The organism is Saccharibacillus brassicae, assembly GCF_006542275.1.
Taxonomy (GTDB): domain Bacteria; phylum Bacillota; class Bacilli; order Paenibacillales; family Paenibacillaceae; genus Saccharibacillus; species Saccharibacillus brassicae.
In genome coordinates this window covers 3412501-3433685 of record NZ_CP041217.1, presented here as the reverse complement: position 1 = coordinate 3433685, position 21185 = coordinate 3412501, and the positions used below count along the sequence as shown (strand labels likewise).

The following is a 21185-nucleotide window of genomic DNA, read 5'->3' as shown; positions in this document are numbered from 1 at the left end:
GCGCCCCGGCAAACGGTCCGCCTATCCGCGGAAATCCGTCGTTCCGGCGCGCCGCGCGTCGATATTCGCCTAACCCGATCCTAGTGCTTGAAGTGGCGCACGCCCGTGAAGATCATCGCGATACCGGCTTCGTCGGCCGCCCGGATCGATTCTTCGTCCTTGATCGAGCCGCCCGGCTGAATAATCGCTTGGATGCCGTGCTTGGCCGCAAGTTCAACCGTGTCGCCCATCGGGAAGAAAGCGTCGGAAGCGAGAATCGCGCCCTGCGCTTTGTCTCCGGCCTGCTCCAGCGCGATTTTGGCCGAACCGACCCGGTTCATCTGGCCTGCGCCGACGCCGACCGTCATGTCGCCTGCCGCCAGCACGATCGCGTTCGATTTCACGTGCTTGACGACTTTCCACCCGAACAGCATCTGCTTCAGCTCGTCTTCCGTCGGCTGGCGCTTCGTCACGACTTTGAGGTCGCTTTCGCCGAGGGAATGCACGTCGCTCTCCTGCACGACCATGCCGCCTTCGATCGACGTTACGACGTGCGCCGCGGCGCGGCCTTCCGCCGAAGTCAGTTCGCCCATTTTGAGCAGACGGATATTTTTCTTCTTCGTGAGGATGTCGAGCGCTTCCGGCGTAAAGTCGGGAGCCAGTACGATTTCGAGGAAAATCTCGCTGAGCGGCTGCGCCGTCTCCGCGTCGATCGTGCGGTTGGCCGCCACGATGCCGCCGAAAATGGACACCGGATCGGCGCTGTACGCTTTGCCGTACGCTTCCGCGATCGTCGTGCCTACGCCTACGCCGCAAGGATTCATATGCTTGACGGCCACGACGGCCGGCTCGCTGAATTCCTTGACGATCTGGAGCGCCGCGTTGGCGTCGTTGATATTGTTGTAGGACAGCTCTTTGCCGTGCAGCTGCTCGGCGGTCGTCAGCGTGCCGGCCGGCGCCAATGGCGCGCGGTAGAAAGCGGCCGCCTGATGCGGATTTTCCCCGTAGCGAAGATCCTGGATTTTCTCGTAAGTGACCGTGTAGCGCTCCGGCAGCGGGTCGCCCGTCTGCTTGGCCAGGTAATCGGCGATCAGCGCATCGTAGGCAGCCGTGTGGCGGAACACTTTGGCGGCGAGCTTTTTGCGGGTATCAAGCGTCGTGTCGGCGCTTTCGCGCACTTCCTCGATCACTTTGCCGTAATCCGAACTGTCCACGACCACGCTGACGAACGCATGGTTTTTGGCCGCGGAACGCAGCATGGTCGGCCCGCCGATATCGATATTCTCGATCGCGTCTTCGTAAGCGACGTCCGGCTTGGCGATCGTCTCCTGGAACGGATACAGGTTCACGACGACGAGATCGATATAGTCCAGGCCCAGTTCTTGCATCTGGCGCGTATGCTCTTCGTTGTCTCGCACGGCGAGCAGTCCGCTATGTACGGCGGGATGCAGCGTTTTGACGCGGCCGTCCATGATTTCGGGGAAACCCGTCACGTCGGAAATGCCGATGACCGGAACGCCTTCCTGCGCCAGCAGGTTTTTGGTGCCTCCGGTGGAGATGATCTCGACGCCGAGCTGCGACAGCTCGCGGCAGAATTCGACGATACCCGTTTTGTCCGATACGCTGACCAGCGCTCTTTTGATACTCACGATGAAAAGTCCTCCTTGGGGGTGTGGGATAGATGTACTTCGATCAATCTCAAGGCTTCCCGGGAAAAAACGGCGATCTCTTCGGTCGGCGGAAGGGCATCAAGCGCGAACCAGCGAACGTTCCAGCGTCTCAAAAGGATCGACTTTCCCTCCGGGAATACTCCATTTGTGCCTCTCGGGATCTTTTTTGCGAAGCACCAATAATACCCGGCCTTCTTCGTTCACAATGACCGCTCCGGTTCCGACTACGATCGGCATGCCTTTTCACTTCTTTTCTCTGTTAAAAATAACGCTAAAACAACAGCACCCGGCGCCCTTCCAGCTTCACGCGGCCGGCCGCAAACCACGAGACGACTTCCGGATACAGCAGGCGTTCCTGTTCCTGAATACGCAGCTGCAGTTCGATCGCCGTGTCGTCAGCCGTCACTTCGACGGCGCGCTGGGCGATAATCGGCCCCGTGTCCATGCCGCCGTCGACGAAATGCACCGTCGCGCCGCTCAGGCGCACGCCGTGCTCGACCGCTTGGCCCGCCGCGTCCTTGCCCGGAAAAGACGGCAGCAGCGACGGATGAATATTGATCATCCGCCCCGCGTAAGGCTCGACGAGCACGTCCGTAATCAGCCGCATATAGCCGGCCAGCACGATCAGGTCGATTTTCGCCTGCTGCAGCTCGCCGAGAATCTCGCGCTCGTAAGCTTCGCGCGATTCGTAGTCTTTCGGCGCAAACACAAACACCGGCACGCCGGCTGCCCGGGCACGCTCGACGGCTTTGGCCTGCGGCTTGTCGGAGACGAGCAGCGCGATTTGAGCGCCCAGACGTCCCGATTGCGCCGAGTCCAGCAGCGCCTGGAAGTTGCTGCCCGATCCGGACGCGAATACCGCGATCCGGTACGGCCGCTCCGGCCCTTCGCCCTGCGGGAGCGCTTGTTCCAGCTCCAGCAGCTGCGCGGCCGGATCGCTGTCCGCGCCGGGAGCTTCGCCGGCATCGCCCGGTTCCGCGACGGCCGGAAGTCCCGGCAGCGTCAGCGGATCGACCGAAGGATCGGCGCCCGGAGCGGGAATGCCGCCCGGCGTGACCGGCTGCGGAGCGTCCGGTACAGGGACGCCATCCGGTGTGACCGGCCCGGGAATGCCCGGCTCGGGCTGCGGAGCGGGCGTCGGCGGCGCAGGTTCCGGCCGGGAAATCGTCGGCACCGCCGGCTCATCGGGCAGGCCCGGCATCGGGCCCGGCCGCTGCGGCACCTCTTCTTCGGAAGCATTCGGCGACGTGACGTCGGCGCCCGTCAGAATCTCTTGGTCCTCTGGGTCGACGCGACTCATTGCGCGTTCCCCGAGAACGTCACGACTTTGTCGCCTTCCGTCACGCGGCCGATCAGGTAGGCGGATTCGCCCGCTTCCTGCAGTTGGCGCAGCGCTTCTTCCTTGTCGGCTTCGGCAACGACGATGACGAGGCCGATGCCCATGTTGAACGTCGTGTACATGTCGCTGTCCGAGATGCTTCCCTTGGCCTGCATCAGATCGAAGATCGGCAGTACCGGCCAGGTGCCATGCTGAATCTCGACGTTCACGCCTTCCGGCAGCATCCGCGGGATGTTCTCGATAAAGCCGCCGCCCGTAATATGCGCCATGCCTTTGACTTCGATCGACTTCAGCAGCTGAAGCACCGGCTTGACATAGATCTTCGTCGGCTCAAGCAGCGTTGCGCCGAGCGTGCCGCCGAGTTCCGCCACTTCGTCGGTCAGTTGGTAGCCGTGCTGCTCCAGCAGCAGCTTGCGCACGAGCGAAAAGCCGTTGCTGTGCACGCCGCTCGAAGCCAGCCCGATCACCGCGTCGCCCGCCGAAATCGACTGGCCGTTAATGATTTTCTTCTTGTCGACGATGCCGACCGTAAAGCCCGCGATATCGTACTCGCCTTCGCTGTACATGTCCGGCATCTCCGCCGTCTCGCCGCCGATCAGCGCGCAGCCCGACTGCAGGCAGCCGTCCGCGATGCCCGCGACGATGTCTTCGATCTTCTCCGGCACCACTTTGCCGGTCGCCAGATAATCGAGGAAGAACAGCGGTTCCGCGCCCTGCACGATAATGTCGTTCACGCACATGGCCACCGCGTCGATGCCGATCGTGTCGTGCTTGTCCATCGCAAACGCGATTTTGAGCTTCGTGCCGACGCCGTCCGTTCCGGAGACGAGCACCGGCTCTTCGTAAGCGTCTTTGTTCAGACCGAACAGCGCGCCGAACCCGCCCAGATCCGTCATGACTTCCGGACGGAACGTTTTCTTGACGTGCTTTTTCATTCGCTCGACCGCTTCGTTGCCCGCCGCGATATCGACTCCGGCATTTTTGTAGGCTTCAGACACAACCGACACATCCTTTATGATTGAATTAAAATTCTGTTTGTTGGGAGAAGCCGGGCGCTTCTTCCCACTTTGTTTTAATTTCAAAACTACGAATCGCGCCACCGCCCGCTCCTTACGGCTTTGGCAAAGCCAAACCCAAGCCCTTCGCCCTGGCCTGCCCTCCCCGCTTTTTCCAAAAGAAGAAAAAGCAAACCTTGCCCTTCTCCCCCACCCCAAAACCGGGTGCGGGGCAATTGAAGATGCGCCAAGGTAAGCGGAGGGTGGAGGGAGCCGTAGAAACTAAAAGCTTTCCATAGGAAAGCTGCATCGGAAGCATACGCCGTAGTTCGCCTTTGAAATCCGATTTCTACCTCTAAATGTGTTACCTAATGAAGAAATCGGATTGAAACGAGCGATCGAAGGCCCCTCCACCCGGAGCGCCTCTGGAGCACCTCCAGAGCGCCCACGAACCGCCATACTCAACTCCTAGCACCCGCACCCAATTTTCTCATCCCCGCCAAAGTCCACCTGCGTCGGATAATCGTTGTCGAAGCAGGCCATGCACAGTCCGCCTTTGTACGAAGCCCGGTCGTCGCCGTCGACGGCTTCGATCAGTCCTTCGTAGCTGAGGAACGCCAGCGAATCCGCGCCGATCTCCTCGCGGATCTCTTCGACGGTACGCATCGAAGCGATCAGCTCGCGGCTGTCCGGCGTGTCGATGCCGTAGAAGCACGGGTTCTTGAACGGAGGCGACGTGATGCACACATGCACTTCCGTGGCGCCCGCTTCCTTGAGCAGCGAGACGATGCGGCGCGAAGTCGTGCCGCGCACGATCGAATCGTCGATCATGACGACGCGTTTGCCGTCGACGACGCGGCGCACCGCGCTGAGCTTCATCTTGACGCCCTGCTCGCGCAGTTCCTGGCTCGGCTGGATAAACGTCCGGCCGGTGTATTTGTTCTTGATCAGGCCGAGTTCGTACGGGATGCCGGTCTGCTCGGCGTAGCCGATCGCGGCCGAGATGCTGGAATCCGGCACGCCGGTGACGATATCGGCGTCGACGAACCGCTCGCGCGCCAGCACGCTGCCCATGCGTTTGCGGGCGGAGTGCAGGTTCGAGCCGTTCATGTCGCTGTCGGGACGGGCGAAGTAGATGTATTCCATCGCGCAGAGCGCTTTGCGCTGCATCGGGGTAAACCGGTCTTCGTGCAGCCCGTCCTGATCGAGAATAAGCATCTCGCCCGGACGGACGTCGCGCACGATCTCCGCGCCGATCACTTCCAGCGCGCACGTCTCCGACGTGAAGATATACGCGTCGCCGAGGCGGCCCATCGTCAGCGGACGCAGGCCGTTCGGGTCGCAGGCGACCAGCAGCTTGTCGTGCGTCAGCAGCATGAACGCGTAGCCGCCGACCATGCGGTTCATGGCGTCTTTCGCCGCTTCGACGAAGTCTTTCGGCGAGCGGGCGATCAGATGCGCCACGACTTCCGTGTCGCTCGTCGTCTGGAAGATCGAACCGCTTTCTTCCAGCTCGCGCCGGATCTCCGGCGCGTTGACGATATTGCCGTTGGTGGCGACGGCGATGTCGCCGCCTTTGTATTTGAACACGAGCGGCTGGGCATTGGTCAGGCCGCCGCCTCCGCTCGTCGAGTAACGAACGTGTCCGATCGAGTTATTCCCCTGAAGGCCGGCGAGCGTATCCTTGTCGAAGACTTCTTTGACAAGGCCCAATCCGCGGTGATAGTTGAAGTGATCGTGCTGACTGACGCAAATTCCCGCGCTTTCCTCTCCCCGGTGCTGAAGTGCATGCAGGCCGTAGTAGGACAGGGAAGCGGCGTCCGGGTGTCCGTAGACCCCGAACACGCCGCATTCTTCGCGCAGAGTATCGAACGGATCGATCTGAACCGCTCCCTCGTTGTAGTAGTCCCCTGTCCACAACGGCTGCTTTACTTCATCAGACATGGAATCGCATCCTCCCAGACGTGTTTGAGTGTATGAATCTCTTCGCTGAGCACTTCTTTGCCGTCTACCGTAATATGCAGCTGCAGGCCCGAGACGCGTCCGATCTTCGCCGCCGGAACGCCGTGCGCCCCGAGGCCGCTCAGCAGCGCTTCCGCGTTCTCCGGCGTCGCCGAGAGCAGGATGCGCGACTGGCTCTCGCTGAACAGCGCGAAGTCCGCACGCAGTCCCGCTTCGCCGATCTCTTCCGTATGCAGGCTCACCTGCGCGCCGAGTCCGCCGCCGATACAGCTCTCCGCCAGCGCGACCGCAAGGCCGCCGTCCGACAGGTCGTGCGCCGAACGGACGAGGCCGCTTTGGATCGCTTCGAGCACGCCGCCGAGCAGCTTTTTCTCAACCGCGAGATCCAGCTGCGGGGGACGTCCTTCCGTCACGCCGTGGATCACCTGCTGGAACTCGGTGCCGCCGAGCTCGGCGCGCGTGAGTCCCGTCAGGATCAGCACGTCGCCTTCGCCTTTGAAATGCTGCGTCGTGATATGGTCCACATCGTGCACGAGGCCGACCATGCCGACGACCGGCGTCGGATAGATCGAGCCTTTGGCGTTTTCGTTGTACAGGCTGACGTTACCGCCGATGACCGGCGTATCGAGTTCGCGGCACGCTTCCGCCATGCCGTCGACCGCTTTTTCCATCTGCCAGAAGATTTCAGGCTTCTCCGGGCTGCCGAAGTTCAGGTTGTCCGTGATCGCAAGCGGCTCCGCGCCGGAGCAGACGATATTGCGCGCCGCTTCGCTGACCGCGATGCGTCCGCCGACTTCCGGGTCGAGGTAGACGAAGCGTCCGCTGCAGTCCGTCGTCATCGCAAGCGCTTTGCGCGTGCCGTCGATCGTCACGACCGCCGCATCCGAACCCGGACGCACGGCCGTGTTCGTCCGCACCATGTAATCGTACTGCTCGTATACCCACGCTTTGCTCGCCACGCTCGGGGAACCCAGCACTTTTTTGAGAGCACCGCCAAGATCCGTCACTTCGTTGTAAGCCGTCGTGTCGACGGTCGCGTTCTTCGCGTAGTAAGCCGGTTCGCTCGAAGGCTTGTCGTAGATCGGGCACTCGTCGACCAGCGCGTTCACCGGCATGTCGCCGACGACTTCGCCGCGGTGCAGCAGCTTCAGGCGGCCGTCGTCCGTCACTTTGCCGACTTTCGCGCAGATGACGCCCCAGCGCTCGAAGATTTCCATCGCCTGCGCTTCGTCTTTGGGCTCGACGACGAACAGCATGCGCTCCTGCGATTCCGACAGCATCATTTCGTACGCCGTCATGCCTTCTTCGCGCTGCGGCACCTGATCGAGGTACAGCTCAAGGCCGTTGCCCGCTTTGCTCGCCATTTCGGAGCTGGAGCAGGTCAGGCCCGCCGCGCCCATGTCCTGAATGCCGACGACGATACCGCTGTCGATCAGCTCAAGGCACGATTCCATGACCAGTTTTTCCATAAACGGATCGCCGACCTGAACCGCCGTTTTGCGTTCCTGCGACTCTTCCGTCAGTTCTTCCGACGCGAACGTCGCGCCGTGGATGCCGTCGCGTCCCGTCGGAGGGCCGACGTAGAACACCGGGTTGCCGATGCCTTTGGCCACGCCGCGCTGAATCTTGTCGTGGTCGATCAGGCCGACACACATGGCATTGACGAGCGGGTTGCCTTCGTAGCTCTCGTCGAACACCACTTCGCCGCCGACCGTCGGGATGCCGATACAGTTGCCGTAGCCGGCGATGCCGCTGACCACGTGCTCGAACAGGTATTTGACGCGGTCGCTCTCAAGCTTGCCGAAGCGCAGCGAGTTCAGCGACGCGATCGGGCGGGCGCCCATCGAGAAGATATCGCGGATGATGCCGCCGACGCCTGTCGCCGCGCCCTGGAAAGGCTCGACCGCCGAAGGGTGGTTGTGGCTTTCGATCTTGAACACGACGGCCTGGTTGTCGCCGATATCGACGATGCCCGCGCCTTCGCCCGGTCCCATCAGGACGCGCGGTCCGGTGACCGGGAATTTGCGCAGCAGCGGCTTCGAGTTCTTGTACGCACAGTGCTCCGACCACATGACGCTGAAAACGCCGATTTCCGTGTAGTTCGGTTTACGGCCGAGAAAACCGCAGATGAGCTCGAACTCGCTGTCCGATACACCCATCTGTTTGTAAATTTGCTGATCCGCGATTTGCTCCGCCGTCGGTTCCTTAACGGACATTTGCTGCGTCATGTTGTTCCCTCCAAGCGTTAATGATCGATGTGAACATCTTTTTGCCGTCCGTCGTGCCCAAAATCTCGTTCACGGCGCGTTCCGGGTGCGGCATCATGCCGAGTACGTTGCCTTGTTTGTTCGTCACGCCGGCGATATCGTCGACCGAACCGTTCGGGTTGCTCTTGTAGCGGAACGCGATCTGGTTGTTGCTGCGCAGTTCCTCAAGCGTGGCTTCGTCGCAGTAATAGTTGCCTTCGCCGTGCGCGATCGGAATCACGATTTCTTCGCCGGCTTCGTAGTCGCGGGTGAACGGCGTGGCGTTGTTCTCCACCTTCAGCACCGTGTCGCGGCAGGCGAACTTCATGGACATGTTGCGGCGCAGCGCGCCCGGGAGCAGCCCGGCTTCGGTCAGAATCTGGAAACCGTTGCAGATGCCGAGCACGAACTTGCCTTCTTCGGCCGCTTTCGCCACTTCGTTCATGACCGGAGCGAACCGCGAGATCGCGCCGCAGCGCAGGTAGTCGCCGTACGAGAAACCGCCCGGCACGATGATGCAGTCGTAGGGAGTCAGGTCGGTCGCGGTGTGCCAGACGTAATCGACGGATTCGCCGAGCACGTTCTCCACCGCTTTGTAACAGTCGATGTCGCAGTTGGAACCGGGAAACACGAGGACTGCAAATTTCATCGTTATCAACCCTCCAGTTCGTAGCGGTAGTCTTCGACGACCGTGTTGGCCAGCAGCTTCTCGCACATCGATTTCACGCGTCCTTCGGCTTCTTCCTTGGTAACGTCGCCGAGTTCGATCTCCATATACTTGCCGATGCGCAGGCTTTCCACTTCGTTGAAGCCGAGCGAGTGCAGCGCGCCCTGAACGGCAACGCCCTGCGGGTCGAGCACGCTTTGCTTGATGGTAACGTAGACTTTGGCTTTCATGGATATCCTCCTGGAATAAGCCCTTCCCGAATCTGTTGGCTTGTCGAAAACGTCGGCGGGATCGGGAAGTCGGCTGTGTAATGGTGGGGATTGGCGCGGCGAGCCGCTTTCGTCCCTGACGGGACACGCTTGGACGACGGAGCCCCATAATCCGGCAGACGCCGCCTGATCCAAGCGAATGGGATCATTTTGAACACTTTGAAGCTCTAAGTTACAGCCCTGTCAGCGATTTGCCGGTCAGGCGCTCGTAGATGCCGAGGTAGCGCTTCGTCGTCTCTTCGACGACGGACGCCGGAAGCGGGTCGGGCGCGCTGTTCTTGTCCCAATCGGTGCTCGACAGGTAAGCGCGTACCGGCTCTTTGTCCATGCTGTCGATCTCGACGTCGAGCTTGTACTTGTCTTCCGCCCAGAAGCGGGAAGAATCCGGCGTGAAGATCTCGTCGATCAGGATCACCTGGCCGTCGACCAGGCCGAACTCGAACTTGCAGTCGGCGAGGATGATGCCTTTTTCCGTGCAGCGTTTGCGGGCGAAATCGTACAGCGCGAGACTTTTCTCCCGCAGTTCGGCGGCGAGCTCGGCTCCGACGAGTTTTTCCATTTCGTGAAAAGGAATGTCTTCGTCGTGCCCGACGTCGTTTTTGGCGGCCGGCGTGAAGATCGGTTCCGGCAGCCGGTCGTTTTTGCGCAGGCCTTCCGGCAGTTGGATGCCGTTGATACGGCCGTCCGCCTGATACTGGCGCCAGCCGCCGCCGGTAATGTACCCGCGCACGACGCATTCGATATCGATACGCTCCGCTTTGCGGGTCACCATGATGCGGCTTTTCAGCGCCAGCGGATCTTTGGCGACCGCGCCGAGCTTCAGCACGTCCGTATGGACGACATGGTTCGGAAGCAGGTCGGCCGTCTGGCGAAACCAGTAGGCGCTCAGGCTGTTCAGCACGTCGCCTTTGAACGGGATAGCCGGATCGAGCACGTAGTCGAACGCGGAGATCCGGTCGGTCACGACGATCAGGTAATGTTCGCCGAGATCGTACAGTTCGCGTACTTTTCCTTTATAGAGCAGCGGCGCGTCCACCAGATGTTCCGCGGTGGACAGAGCCTGCGAAGATACGAACATGATTGCTTTTCCCCCTTAACAAACGGATGGGTACGCCGGGCCCGGCTCTGTTCGCCCGGTTCCGGCGATCCTTCTACACCTACTCGTTCAGACCGAGCTTGGCGAAAATCGTATCGACATGCTTCAGATGCCAGGCCGGGTTGAACGCGTCTTCGATCTCGTCTACGCTCAGCACGTCCGTAATTGCGGGACTTGCCTGCACGATCTCCTTGAAGCTGCGCTGTTCTTCCCACGCCTGCATCGCTCTCGGCTGGACCGTGTCGTACGCCTGCTCGCGGCTCATGCCGGAGTCGATCAGCTTGGTCAGGATGCGGCCGGAGAACGGCACGCCGTACGTGCGCTCCATATTGCGCTTCATGTTGTCCGGGAATACGGTCAGGTTCTTGATGATATTGCCGAACCGGTTCAGCATGTAGTTGAGCAGCATCGTCGCGTCCGGCAGGATGACGCGTTCCGCGGACGAGTGCGAAATGTCGCGTTCGTGCCACAGGCCCACGTTCTCGTACGCCGTCAGCATATGGCCGCGAATGACGCGGGACAAGCCGGAGATGTTCTCGCTGCCGATCGGGTTGCGTTTGTGCGGCATCGCCGACGAGCCTTTTTGGCCTTTGGCGAACGCTTCTTCGACTTCGCGGAATTCGCTTTTCTGAAGCGCGCGCACTTCCGTCGCGAACTTGTCGAGCGACGTCGCGATCAGGGCGAGCGAAGCCATGTACTCGGCGTGGCGGTCGCGCTGAAGCGTCTGGGTCGAGATCGGGGCCGCTTTGGTGCCGAGCTTGGCGCAGACGATCTCTTCCACGCGCGGGTCGATGTTGGCGTACGTGCCGACCGCGCCGGACATTTTGCCGTACTGCACGCCGTCGGCGGCATGGCGGAAACGTTCCAGGTTGCGCTTCATTTCTTCGTGCCACAGCGCCATTTTGAGACCGAACGTGGTCGGTTCCGCATGCACGCCGTGCGTGCGGCCCATCATCGGCGTGCTCTTGTAGGCGATCGCCTTATCTTTCAAAATTTCGATAAAATTCAGGATATCGCGTTCAAGGATCTGGTTGGCCTGCAGCAGCAGGTAGCCGAGCGCCGTATCGACGACGTCCGTCGAAGTGAGGCCGTAATGCACCCATTTGCGCTCGTCGCCGAGGCTTTCCGAGACGGCGCGGGTAAACGCGATCACGTCGTGGCGCGTCTCCTGCTCGATCTCGTAGATGCGGTCGATATCGAAAGTGGCGTTCTCGCGGATCAACTTGACGTCTTCCTGCGGAATGACGCCGAGTTCGACCCAGGCTTCGCAGGCGCAAATTTCGACTTCCAGCCAGGCTTTGAATTTGTTCTCTTCGCTCCAGATGCTGCGCATTTCCGGTCTGCTGTAACGTTCGATCATAAGGGGTATATCCTCCAAAGGGGTAAGTTTGAGTTCCGCCGCGTTTCTCCGATCCGGCCGCCTGTCCCAAGCACGGCCGCTGCCGCGCGCGGATCTTCTTCCATTATATAGGGCGAATCCGCAAGGATGCGCAGAGTCGATGTTCGTTTGCGTTAAAAAAAGTCCGAAGAGCATTATCCGGCCGGCCAGATGCCGGCTTCGTCGATCCACGATAATCCGTCGGCCGTGTCGCCGCAGAGCAGGTTGATATGTCCCATTTTGCGGCCGGTCTTCGCTTCGGCCTTGCCGTAGAGATGGAACTTCGGCCGCACCTTCTCCGTGCCGACGCTGCCCGGCGACAGCATCAGCTTCGTCACGCCGTCCAGATGTTCGCCGAGGACGTTGACCATGACGACCGGCGTCCGCAGCTCGGGACTTCCGAGCGGCAGCCCGCAGATCGCGCGCACATGCTGCTCGAACTGCGACGTCGTGCAGGCTTCCATCGTGTAATGGCCGGAATTGTGCGGCCGCGGCGCGACTTCGTTCACGTACAGCCGGCCGTCTTCGCCGTAGAACATCTCGACCGCGAGCAGCCCGACCGCGCCGAGCGATTCGGCGATGCGGGCGGCGAGCCGCTCCGCTTCGGCGAGCACGTCCGCCGGCACCCGGGCCGGCACGATCGAAGCGTGCAGGATGCCGCCGCGGTGAATGTTTTCCGCCGGCGGGAACGTGCTCGTCTCGCCGAGCGAACTGCGCGCCGCGATGACCGAGATCTCGCACCGGAACGCGATGAACTGTTCCAGCACCAGCTCCGCGCCGGCGACAGCCAGTTCCGCGTAGGCCGATGTCACTTCGCCGCGGCCGCGGATCACGTACTGCCCTTTGCCGTCGTAGCCTCCGGTTGCGGTCTTGAGCACGCACGGCGTGCCGAGACGCTGCACCGCCGCGTCCAGATCCGCTTCGCTCTTGATCTCCGCGTAAGGCGCAACCGTCGCCCCCGCCGCTTCCAGCGCCGCCTTCTCGCGCAGGCGGTGCTGGGTCGTGTACAGCAGCCGGCTGCCCTGCGGCACATACGACCGCTCTTCGAGCAGAGCGGCTACTTCCGCGTCCACGTTCTCGAACTCGTACGTGATCACGTCTGTCCGCCGCGCGAGCTCCGCCGCCGCTTCCTGATCGGAATAAGCGGCGACGATCTGCGCCGCCACCTGGCCGCTGGGGCCGTCCGGCGCCGGGTCCAGCGCTATGAAGCGGTACCCGAGCGGCGCTCCGGCCAGCGCCATCATGCGGCCGAGCTGGCCGCCGCCCAGCACGCCGATCGTCGCGCCCGGCGCGATCACGCGCGCGCGGCCGCTTGCGCCGCGCTCCGCAGCCGCGCCCACCGGGCCGGCCTCCCGCCCGGCTTCCGCCGCTCCGCCGTGTCCCATGCCGTTCGTTCCTTCCGTCATGGCAGCTCCGCTTCCAGCACTTCGCGCTCGATTCTCGCGCGGCGGGCCGAGACGCGGTCCATGACCGCGTCGTCGAAAGCGCCGACGATCTGCGCCGCCAGCAGGCCGGCGTTGATCGCGCCGGCCTTGCCGATCGCGACCGTCGCCACCGGAATGCCGCCCGGCATCTGCACGATCGAGAGCAACGAATCCATGCCTTTCAGCGCGGCCGACTGGACCGGCACGCCGATGACCGGCAGCGGCGTCTTGGCCGCGACCATGCCCGGCAGATGCGCCGCGCCGCCCGCGCCGGCGATAATGACCTTCAGGCCGCGCCCGCGCGCCTGCTGCGCGTATTCGAACATCAGGTCCGGCGTGCGATGAGCCGAGACGACTTTTTTCTCATACGGAATTTGAAGTTCCTCAAGGATCTGGCAAGTGTGCTGCATCGTTTCCCAATCGGACGTGCTTCCCATGATGACCGCTATCTGCAAAGACATAATTCACGCTCCATATCGATCAGTTTAAAAAAGAAAAAGTCCGGCACTTCCGCAAAATCGCTAGGATCTCTCGGGAAACCGGACTCGGAAAAAACGGGACTGCCCGGCTTATCCCGCCCATTCGGACGAGCAAAGACGAAAATGCACGTTTCGCGGCCGGCGGAAGCAGGCGGCAAACGGATTCTCGGCCGGGAAAAGCGTGAGCGGCGGCCGGCGGCCGATCGGCGGCGCCGGAACCCGACAGAGGCACCGGGCTTGTCGCCGGGCCGCCGCAAGGACAGTCGTTTGATCCGTAGTCCGGGGATTTACGGTTCCCGGGTAGATACTGCCGGGCCTTATCCCCGGCTTTATACGGTGTGGTTCAATTGCTTTCAACAGACGCGGTTGCACGCGCCTCGCTTCCGTTCCAGTTTAACAATTTCGTACATCCCGTGTCAAATAAAAGCCGAACATTTTAAAAACGTAAAATCCGAATGTTCGCTTTTTCACTTCTACCCAGCAAATTATCGGCAAAAATGTCTTCTTTCGTTCTTATCGCGCCGAATTCATGAATTCGAACCCGGTATCGGTCTTCCAACGTTCGTCCTCCGCAGCGCAAAAAGGCCCGGAAAACGCGGCGCGTTTCCCGAACCTTTTCTGCACGTTCTTATCCCGAAGGCACGAAGAGCGATCTTCGCGACAGATTCGCGGCTTTACTTGACGACCAGCACCGGAACCTGGGCCTGCTGCACGACGTTATGGCTGACGCTTCCGAGCACGAACTCGCGAATCGCACCGAGCCCGCGGCTGCCGATCACGATCAGATCCGCGTTCAGCTCTTTGGCGTATTCGAGAACCAGGACGGCCGGCGCTCCCTGACGCATCTCGATACGCGCGTCCACGCCCGCTTCCGCGAGGCGGCGGCGAGCTTCTTCCACGGTCTGCTCCGCCAGATCGAAAAACTCCTTGTTGACGCTGCCCGGTACCGGCGCGATTCCGTCTCCGACGAAAAAGCGCGGATAATCGTAAATATGCAGCACTTCCAGCACGGCGTCCGGCGAAGCTTTCACGAGCGCGGCCGCGCGATCGAGCGCCTTGTTGGACGCTTTGGAACCGTCATAGGCCACGAGAACTTTGGAGAACAGCATAATGAAGCACCTCTTTCTTCCTTTCGGATTCGGACTTCGTCCGGCCAGCCGATGACCGGCGGCCGAATGTCCGTTCACACTCTTTATTACCCTTTTAAAAAGGAAGCTCAAACGTCCTTGCTTGCTTTTTCTGCCGCGCGGGTCATTACCGGTGCAGCAGATAGAACGCGCCTCCGTAGAGAAGCACGTTCAACAGCAGCAGCGCCGGGATGCCGAAGCGGAACGACGCATGCTGCGTTTTGTGCCGTTTTTGCGCCATCGCCAGCCAGATCCCGAGCGCTCCCCCGACGGCCGCCCATACAAACAGCGTCCGTTCCGGAATGCGCCGCGCGCGTTTTTTGGCTCGGCGCTTATCCGACGCCATGACCGCGTAAGCGACCAGATTGAGCACGAGCAGCCACGCCGCAAGCGCAAGATCCGCCGCGGGTATCGTTACGTTCATGTTTGATTTCCCCGTTTCCTGTTAAATCCAGCCTTTCTCTTCCCGCAGGCTGTCGATCAGCCGCAGCGCTTCTTCACCGTCGCCGGCTTCCCCGACCCCTTCGATATCGGGTTCGAGCCCCAGCAGCGAAGCTATCGCGCCGCGCAGAAGACGCTGGTCCCCGGCTATTATAATACGGATCATATCGCTGTGCCTCTTTATTGTTCGCGCACGACGAGCGGAATCCGGACGCTGAGCGACGTGCCGCGGCCCGGACGCGGCGCAAGTTCGAGCGTGCCTTCGAGCAGCGCAGTAACGGTGCCCGCTTGGATCGTAAAATCGACGCCGTCGACCGCCTTTTTGCTTTTGAACGTTTTGACGACGCCCTTCACTTCGATCGCCGCCTTCTTCACTATGGGATGTGTCATCTTGTCCGCCTCCGTTTATATGCGGGCCACCTGTCTGTTTTGTCCGCTTGTTCTGGATGTCTTAATCTTATCCGGAAAAGTAAACCCCGATCAGTATGGACTGTCATCCGTTCAAGGTGACAGTTGTCACGAACACACACTCGAACCCCCCCCCGAAGAGAACGGCGGATTTCCGAACCGAAGCGATTTTGGATTTCCTCCCCTTCCTCTAAATCTTTTATACGATACAAGGGGAGGAAACCAAGCGGAGCGCAGGTCGGAAATCCGCCGTTCTCCCCCACTAACCCAACACAAAAAACCGCAGCACACCCGCTGCGGTCCTAAAGTTATACACATGTGGACAACGTTTCAAAAAAAAGCTTCTTTACACAAAGTTATTCGAGTACTGTGGGTAACCTGTTCAGAAGTAGTCGGCGAGGTAAGGCGTGCGGACAGGAATCAGCGCGTCCAATGCGGCAGCGGCCGCTTCCGTCGTCCGCAGAAGGCCGAAGCGCTGCAGGTCCGAAGGACGGCGGTATCCGAGCAAGATCGAAGTGAGCACGCCGATCGTCACGGTAACGGACGGAACGGCTGCGAGAGCCGGATCAGCCGGGAATTCCGGATCGCCGGAAGCGCGGAAAGGTTCGAGTTTGCCGCTTCCGTCAGGCGACACACTCCAGATCCACCGGCCGTCGTTCCACGGCGCGTCGCGGTCTTCGATTTGCAGCGCAAATACGGACCCGTGCGCCGCATCGGCCGAAGGCGCGAACGGATACGCTTCGATAAACGCCGCCGCTTCGACGATCCGGGCCATGAAGTACGGCTCGATCTCCTGTTTGACCATCGGATCGGGCAGCAGCATCGACAGCGGGTCGTCCACGGGCAGCTTGAGCTGCACTTCTTTTAACTTGGAATCGTGATTGACAATAAAGTCCCACAGTCCCTGCCGGGCCGTCTCGTTCAGCCAGAAAATTTCTTCGGTGATCCATTTGCGGTCTTCGATCGCGTACAGCACGTAAGCTTCCGGTTCGTCCGCTTCGTTATAGTAGACGGCCGTGTACGGAATACCGTTCATGACCCGCTGCTCCCACCAGTCGCGGCTGCGCGTCATCGGGCCGTTGTAGCGCCGGATCGCTTGATCGTACACGGACCGCAGCGTCTCGATATCGCGCACTTCGCGTACGACGCGGCCGGGTACGTTTTGGCGGGCAGGCAGCTTATCCACAGGGATTGTGTAGTTTTTATTGTCGGTAAACAGCTCCCACCCGTATTTGCGGTAAAAAGCGATCGAGAACGGATGCAGGTAAGACAGCAGCTGTCCTTCCGCTTTCATCTCTTCGAGCGCGCGGCGCAGCAGTCCGGACACCATCCCGCGGCGGCGTTTCTCGGGCCAGGTGGCGACTCCGCCGATCCCGCCCATTTTGATTTTGACCCCGTGCACGTACACTTCAAGCGGCATCAACGCAAGCTTGGCGCACAGCGCCCCTTCCTCGAACACGCCCCAAACCGTTTCTTCCCCGAACCGGCTGCGGCGCTCCTCCTTCTGCTGCTCGCTTATCGTATACAAAAAAGCATACTGCGTCAGTTCGATATTGGCGTCAAATTCGCGTTCGGTCAATTTTCTGATCTCCATCCGTGCATCCGCTCCTTTCAAGTGTAGGCAAGCCGGGCTTTATCTCTTTTCTCCATCCGCGCGCGAAGTCCTGCGCCTCGCCGTCGATCGTTGGACTTCTTCCTTTTTCCGTATGCAAAAAAAGGCCGCTCCGATATGCGGAGGGCCTGATCGTTTCTGAAGTTCACCTGATTCAGGGACGTCTCGGAGAATCGATAATCCGGTCGATGATGCCGTACTCCAGCGCTTCCTCAGAGGACATGAAGTAATCCCGGTCCATATCGCGGGCGATCCGGTCGAGCGGCTGGCCCGTATGCTCGGCGGCGATCGCGTTCAATCTTTCGCGCGTCCGGACGATACGTTTGGCGCTGATCGCGATATCGCTTGCCTGCCCCTGCGCTCCGCCGTGCGGCTGATGGATCATAACCTCGCTGTTGGGCAGCGCGCAGCGTTTGCCCGGCGTGCCCGCCAACAGCAGAATCGCCGCAAAAGAACCCGCCATGCCCGTACAGATCGTATGCACGTCGGGCTTGATGTGACGCATCGCGTCATAGATCGCAAAGCCCGACGTCGTCACGCCCCCGGGACTGTTGATATACAAATAGATGTCTTTGTCCGGGTCTTCCGCTTCGAGCAGCAGCAGCTGCGCCGTGATACTGTTGGCCACCGCGTCGTCGATAGCGGACCCGAGAAACACAATCCGGTCTTTGAGCAGCCTGGAATAAATATCGTAGGATCGTTCGCCCTGGCTCGTCTGCTCCACCACATAAGGGATAAAAGTGCTCATTGGCCTGTTCCTCCTCGTAAAAGCGCCTGCGCGCCCTGCGTCTATCGGTATGGAATCCGCGGCCGCCCAATCGTCAGGCCGCCCTGCTGCGTGCCAGGGAAGAGACCGGAGCCGCCGGAACTCGGCGTTCGGCGTCCGCGGCAGAACGCCCCGCTCCGCCGTTTCCGGCGCAGCGCACAGCGATTGCGGCGTCTTCCGCGCTTCCGCCGTTTCGCAGAACGAGCAGCGCCCGCACGTCCTGCAGCCGAATCGCTTCCAGATAGGCGAACACAGTCGACTCTTCGGGTTGTACGCGCTCTTCGCCGTGAAGTCCGGAACACTCTTCGATTCGTTCTCTGTGCTGCGCGCCCAGTTTTTTGCGTGCGCGATGCAGGGAAGCTTTGACCCCGCCTTCCGTCGTCCGCAGCAGGGCAGCCGTCTCGGATGCGGTAAACCGCATATACTCCATCAGCAGGTAGACCGTGCGCTGCTCGGGCGTCAGCAGGCGAACGATCCGTTCGGCTGCTGCCCATAGACGCAGCGGATCATCTTCTTCGGACGTCGTCGCTTCCTCGTCCGCCTCGTACCCGCTCTCTTCACGGACTTTGCGCACCCGGTCGATCCAGGCATGATACGCGATGCTGCGCAGATAAGCGCGATTCCACGTGCGTTCTTTTGCGCCGTAAGCCGTCCAGGCTTTCAGCCAGGTCTCCTGCAGCAGGTCTTCGCTTTCGCTTTTGCACCCCGTCAGGAAACGGCAGTACGCGGATAGCGCTGCGCCGTGCTCCCGGATCAGTGCCGCAAACGTCTTCTCCATCTGCCTCTCCTCCTTTCCGCCGGATTCATAAGCTTAAACGAATAACCGTGTCCAAACGATACTCTCCGCTCCTTTTTTAAATATTATACTTTTTTTACAATCGATGTTTCACCTTTTTTAAATGCGGTTATACATCTTATAGAGCTTTTGAAACAAACGGAATTCAAGATCCAGATTACGCCCAACGGCGCTGCTTCCAACTTTGAATGTAGGAATATCGGCATAACAAAACGGGAACCAGTTCCAGCTGGTCCCCGCGAAATCGAATCTTTGTGAGAGAAGATTGGATAAGAATCAGAAGCCGATGTTGTTCACGAGAGTGATATTTCCTTTTTCAAAAGTGGTAGCTGCGCCGTTTTTGTTGATCAACGTGTTGCGCTCGAACTTCACTTTTTTGATCGTGCCGCCGCCCCATACGCCGATGCCGCGATGCGCGCCGTCCGTAATGGTGTTGCCGTAGAACTCGACGTTGTCGATCGTGCCCTGGGAAGCATACACGAGCACGTTCGGATGATTTTGCGGTTCTTGAATGCCGGTATGGCGAATCGTGTTGTTGACCACTTTGACGTTGTTCACGTTCAGCGTGTTGTAAGATCCTTCGACCGAAATGTAGAGGCCGGCCATCATGGTATCGGCTATTTTGTTGTTTTCGATCAACACGTCGACCCCGCCTACGACCGAGATACCGCGCGCTTTGGAAAAGTTCCCGATATTGTTGCCGCGTACGACGATGTTGTTGACCGGTACGGGGCTCGTGCCGTAGCTGACCATCGCGATGCCGTCATCGCCTACGCCCATGACCGTATTGTTCTCGACCGTAATATGGTGGCTTTCCGTCGTCATGTGGATACCGTCCGCACCCGTGTTCTCGACCGTATTATTGGATACGATCCCGTTGTTCGAGCCGTAAGCCATCATGATGCCCGCCGTGCTCGATTTGCTGACATACACGTTATCGATCACGAAGTTGCTCGCGCCGCGTACCGTGATGCTGTTTTTGTCGTGCGCGCCGTTTCCTCTGCCGATCGTCGTCTGATAAGCATGCTTGAGGCTGCGCAGCTGCACGCCGTCGCCTTTGAGGTCGATCGAACCGCCGTCCGGATTCGTGGAGACGAGAACGGTCGCTTCTTTGCCCGCGCCTTCCACACGAATGCTGTCGAGGGTAAGGATACGGCTCAGCGTGAATTCGCCTGCCGGAACGTACAGAGTCTTTTTCTGATCTTTGGCTGCTTTGGCCGCTGCGGCAAACGCGTTGTAATCGTCTTTGCCGTCATTCGCGACCGCTCCGAAATCGGTAACCGACAGACGATTGGCTGCGGGAGCCGGCGTCGGCGTTGTTGGTGCTGGCGTCGTTGGCGCCGGTGTTGTTGGCGCTGGCGTTGTTGGCGCCGGTGTTGTTGGCGCCGGTGTTGTTGGCGCCGGCGTTGTTGGCGCTGGTGTTGTTGGGGCCGGCGTTGTTGGGGCCGGCGTTGTTGGTACCGGCGTTGTTGGCGCCGGCGTTGTTGGGGCTGGTGTTGTTGGGGCTGGCGTTGTTGGCTGCACCGGAGCCGGTTGTTCCGTTACCGGCGTTGTCGGTGCGGGATCGGTAGGTGCCGGCGTTGTCGGTACCGTCGGCGCCGAAGCTCCCGGTGTAAAGGAGAGGCTCGGATTCCACAGCGTCTCGTCGTCTTCGGTCGTTCCGTTTTTGTTAACGACCATATAGAGGGCCGTTCCCGCTTCGACCGGAATGGCGTCTACGTTTTGCGGCTTCTCGCCCGTTCTCGTTTTGATCACAGCGCTCCAGAGCACCGTATCATTCTTTTTGATGCTGGCTACGATTCCGTCGCCTTTATTGCCGCTCTTTTTGACAATGCCCGTAATTTCGACCGTTCCCGGTCCTGGCGCGATCCATGTACGTACCGCATCCGCGGTCTCGCCCGGATACTGCGAGCTCGACGCGATCCACGGGAAGCCCGAAGCGTCGCTCCATACTTTTTTGTTTGCGTCGTAAGCCAGTTCCGAATAAGGACCCGCTGCTCCTTGTTGATACGACCAGCTTCTCTGTCCTTGCGCCGTCGAGCTGAAATCTTTGGAAGCTTTATACGTGTCAGAAGCTGCGGCGTTGGCTTGACCCAACGAACCCATGCCGCTTCCCAAACCCAAAGACAGTACCACAATCGCCGTGATGATCTTGTTTCTTTTCAAGATGTATCCCTCCAAATGTTGTTTAAGAACCGAAAAGTGAACGCGATCTGTTATCGATAATCCGGTTTCTCCTCCGCCCCTGGGCTCAAAACCGGTGTCCTGCTTGAAGATTGCTCTTGGAGCAATCCGGGAGTCGTGTGGTAAATAGCTTACGCCGCGTGATCCGATTGAATATGCATGAATATTCAGTGTCGGATTCAACTTTCGTCCTGAGGCGGCGCGTTTATAATCTTTATATCGACGACTCTTGTCCAGAAGTTACAGCAGCGGCATTTATCGAATCAAAAGACCCATACTTTTGGAAAAAACCCCTACTCAGTACATGCTAAAAGCCCAGGTTCTATTTTCCCAAATTATGTTTTTAT

19 protein-coding genes, 1 pseudogene and 1 riboswitch are annotated in these 21185 nt (G+C 60.1%); all 20 genes and pseudogenes read right to left on the bottom strand.

Annotated elements, in window-relative coordinates; translation table 11 throughout:
- Nucleotides 1–80 precede the first annotated feature (80 nt).
- The 20 genes and pseudogenes from purH to FFV09_RS23980 all read right to left on the bottom strand — a co-directional run bounded on the left by purH (nt 81) and on the right by FFV09_RS23980 (nt 20820).
- Nucleotides 81–1628 (bottom strand): bifunctional phosphoribosylaminoimidazolecarboxamide formyltransferase/IMP cyclohydrolase, encoded by a 1548-nt coding sequence (purH, locus tag FFV09_RS14270; protein ID WP_141448444.1) that lies wholly within the window; start codon nt 1626–1628, stop codon nt 81–83.
- Nucleotides 1629–1727: 99 nt separating this feature from the next.
- A complete protein-coding gene (locus FFV09_RS14265) occupies nt 1728–1886 on the bottom strand; it encodes an NUDIX domain-containing protein (RefSeq protein ID WP_141448443.1) in 159 nt (52 codons plus the stop codon).
- A gap of 34 nt (nt 1887–1920) precedes the next feature.
- On the bottom strand, nt 1921–2562 hold the full coding sequence (gene purN, locus FFV09_RS14260) for a phosphoribosylglycinamide formyltransferase (protein WP_170315153.1): 642 nt from the start codon (nt 2560–2562) through the stop codon (nt 1921–1923).
- Between the two features lie 383 nt (nt 2563–2945).
- Entirely contained in the window at nt 2946–3986 is a 1041-nt protein-coding gene (gene purM / locus FFV09_RS14255; protein ID WP_141448442.1) for a phosphoribosylformylglycinamidine cyclo-ligase, read from the bottom strand.
- A 465-nt stretch (nt 3987–4451) separates the two neighbouring features.
- Complete coding sequence (purF, locus tag FFV09_RS14250) at nt 4452–5927, bottom strand: amidophosphoribosyltransferase (protein ID WP_141448441.1); 1476 nt, start codon at nt 5925–5927, stop codon at nt 4452–4454.
- Complete coding sequence (gene purL, locus FFV09_RS14245; protein WP_141448440.1) at nt 5912–8173, bottom strand: phosphoribosylformylglycinamidine synthase subunit PurL; 2262 nt, start codon at nt 8171–8173, stop codon at nt 5912–5914. The genes purF and purL overlap by 16 nt, the downstream gene beginning before the upstream one ends.
- Nucleotides 8151–8840: a phosphoribosylformylglycinamidine synthase subunit PurQ gene (gene purQ / locus FFV09_RS14240; RefSeq protein WP_141448439.1), complete on the bottom strand. Its 690-nt coding sequence runs from the start codon at nt 8838–8840 to the stop codon at nt 8151–8153. The genes purL and purQ overlap by 23 nt, the downstream gene beginning before the upstream one ends.
- Nucleotides 8841–8845: 5 nt before the next feature.
- The gene (gene purS, locus FFV09_RS14235) at nt 8846–9088 is read right to left on the bottom strand and encodes a phosphoribosylformylglycinamidine synthase subunit PurS (RefSeq protein ID WP_141448438.1); all 243 of its coding nucleotides are present in this window, start codon (nt 9086–9088) and stop codon (nt 8846–8848) included.
- Between the two features lie 211 nt (nt 9089–9299).
- Nucleotides 9300–10205 carry a phosphoribosylaminoimidazolesuccinocarboxamide synthase gene (locus tag FFV09_RS14230; RefSeq protein WP_141448437.1) on the bottom strand — a complete coding sequence of 302 codons (906 nt, stop codon included), beginning with the start codon at nt 10203–10205 and terminating at the stop codon, nt 9300–9302.
- Nucleotides 10206–10284: 79 nt separating this feature from the next.
- Nucleotides 10285–11583: an adenylosuccinate lyase gene (purB, locus tag FFV09_RS14225; RefSeq protein WP_141448436.1), complete on the bottom strand. Its 1299-nt coding sequence runs from the start codon at nt 11581–11583 to the stop codon at nt 10285–10287.
- A 173-nt stretch (nt 11584–11756) separates the two neighbouring features.
- The gene (gene purK, locus FFV09_RS14220; protein ID WP_246098347.1) at nt 11757–13007 is read right to left on the bottom strand and encodes a 5-(carboxyamino)imidazole ribonucleotide synthase; all 1251 of its coding nucleotides are present in this window, start codon (nt 13005–13007) and stop codon (nt 11757–11759) included.
- Nucleotides 13004–13486, bottom strand: a complete 483-nt coding sequence (gene purE, locus FFV09_RS14215; RefSeq protein WP_141448435.1) for a 5-(carboxyamino)imidazole ribonucleotide mutase — start codon at nt 13484–13486, stop codon at nt 13004–13006. Before purE ends, purK begins: the two co-directional genes overlap by 4 nt.
- Before the next feature lie 273 nt (nt 13487–13759).
- Nucleotides 13760–13861: riboswitch (purine riboswitch) on the bottom strand.
- Nucleotides 13862–14178: 317 nt separating this feature from the next.
- The gene (locus FFV09_RS14210) at nt 14179–14613 is read right to left on the bottom strand and encodes a universal stress protein (protein WP_141448434.1); all 435 of its coding nucleotides are present in this window, start codon (nt 14611–14613) and stop codon (nt 14179–14181) included.
- 145 nt (nt 14614–14758) lie between these two features.
- Nucleotides 14759–15055, bottom strand: coding sequence for a DUF1294 domain-containing protein (locus FFV09_RS14205; RefSeq protein ID WP_141448433.1), 297 nt, complete (start codon nt 15053–15055; stop codon nt 14759–14761).
- Nucleotides 15056–15091: 36 nt separating this feature from the next.
- A pseudogene (locus FFV09_RS14200) lies at nt 15092–15238 on the bottom strand (response regulator); the annotation flags it as partial.
- Between the two features lie 14 nt (nt 15239–15252).
- Complete coding sequence (locus FFV09_RS14195) at nt 15253–15462, bottom strand: hypothetical protein (RefSeq protein ID WP_141448432.1); 210 nt, start codon at nt 15460–15462, stop codon at nt 15253–15255.
- Between the two features lie 400 nt (nt 15463–15862).
- The gene (locus tag FFV09_RS14190; RefSeq protein WP_141448431.1) at nt 15863–17074 is read right to left on the bottom strand and encodes a GNAT family N-acetyltransferase; all 1212 of its coding nucleotides are present in this window, start codon (nt 17072–17074) and stop codon (nt 15863–15865) included.
- A 172-nt stretch (nt 17075–17246) separates the two neighbouring features.
- Nucleotides 17247–17840 (bottom strand): ATP-dependent Clp protease proteolytic subunit, encoded by a 594-nt coding sequence (locus tag FFV09_RS14185; RefSeq protein WP_141448430.1) that lies wholly within the window; start codon nt 17838–17840, stop codon nt 17247–17249.
- A 73-nt stretch (nt 17841–17913) separates the two neighbouring features.
- Nucleotides 17914–18636: an RNA polymerase sigma factor gene (locus FFV09_RS14180; protein WP_141448429.1), complete on the bottom strand. Its 723-nt coding sequence runs from the start codon at nt 18634–18636 to the stop codon at nt 17914–17916.
- Between the two features lie 294 nt (nt 18637–18930).
- Nucleotides 18931–20820 (bottom strand): right-handed parallel beta-helix repeat-containing protein, encoded by a 1890-nt coding sequence (locus FFV09_RS23980; RefSeq protein ID WP_246098346.1) that lies wholly within the window; start codon nt 20818–20820, stop codon nt 18931–18933.
- Nucleotides 20821–21185 lie beyond the last annotated feature (365 nt).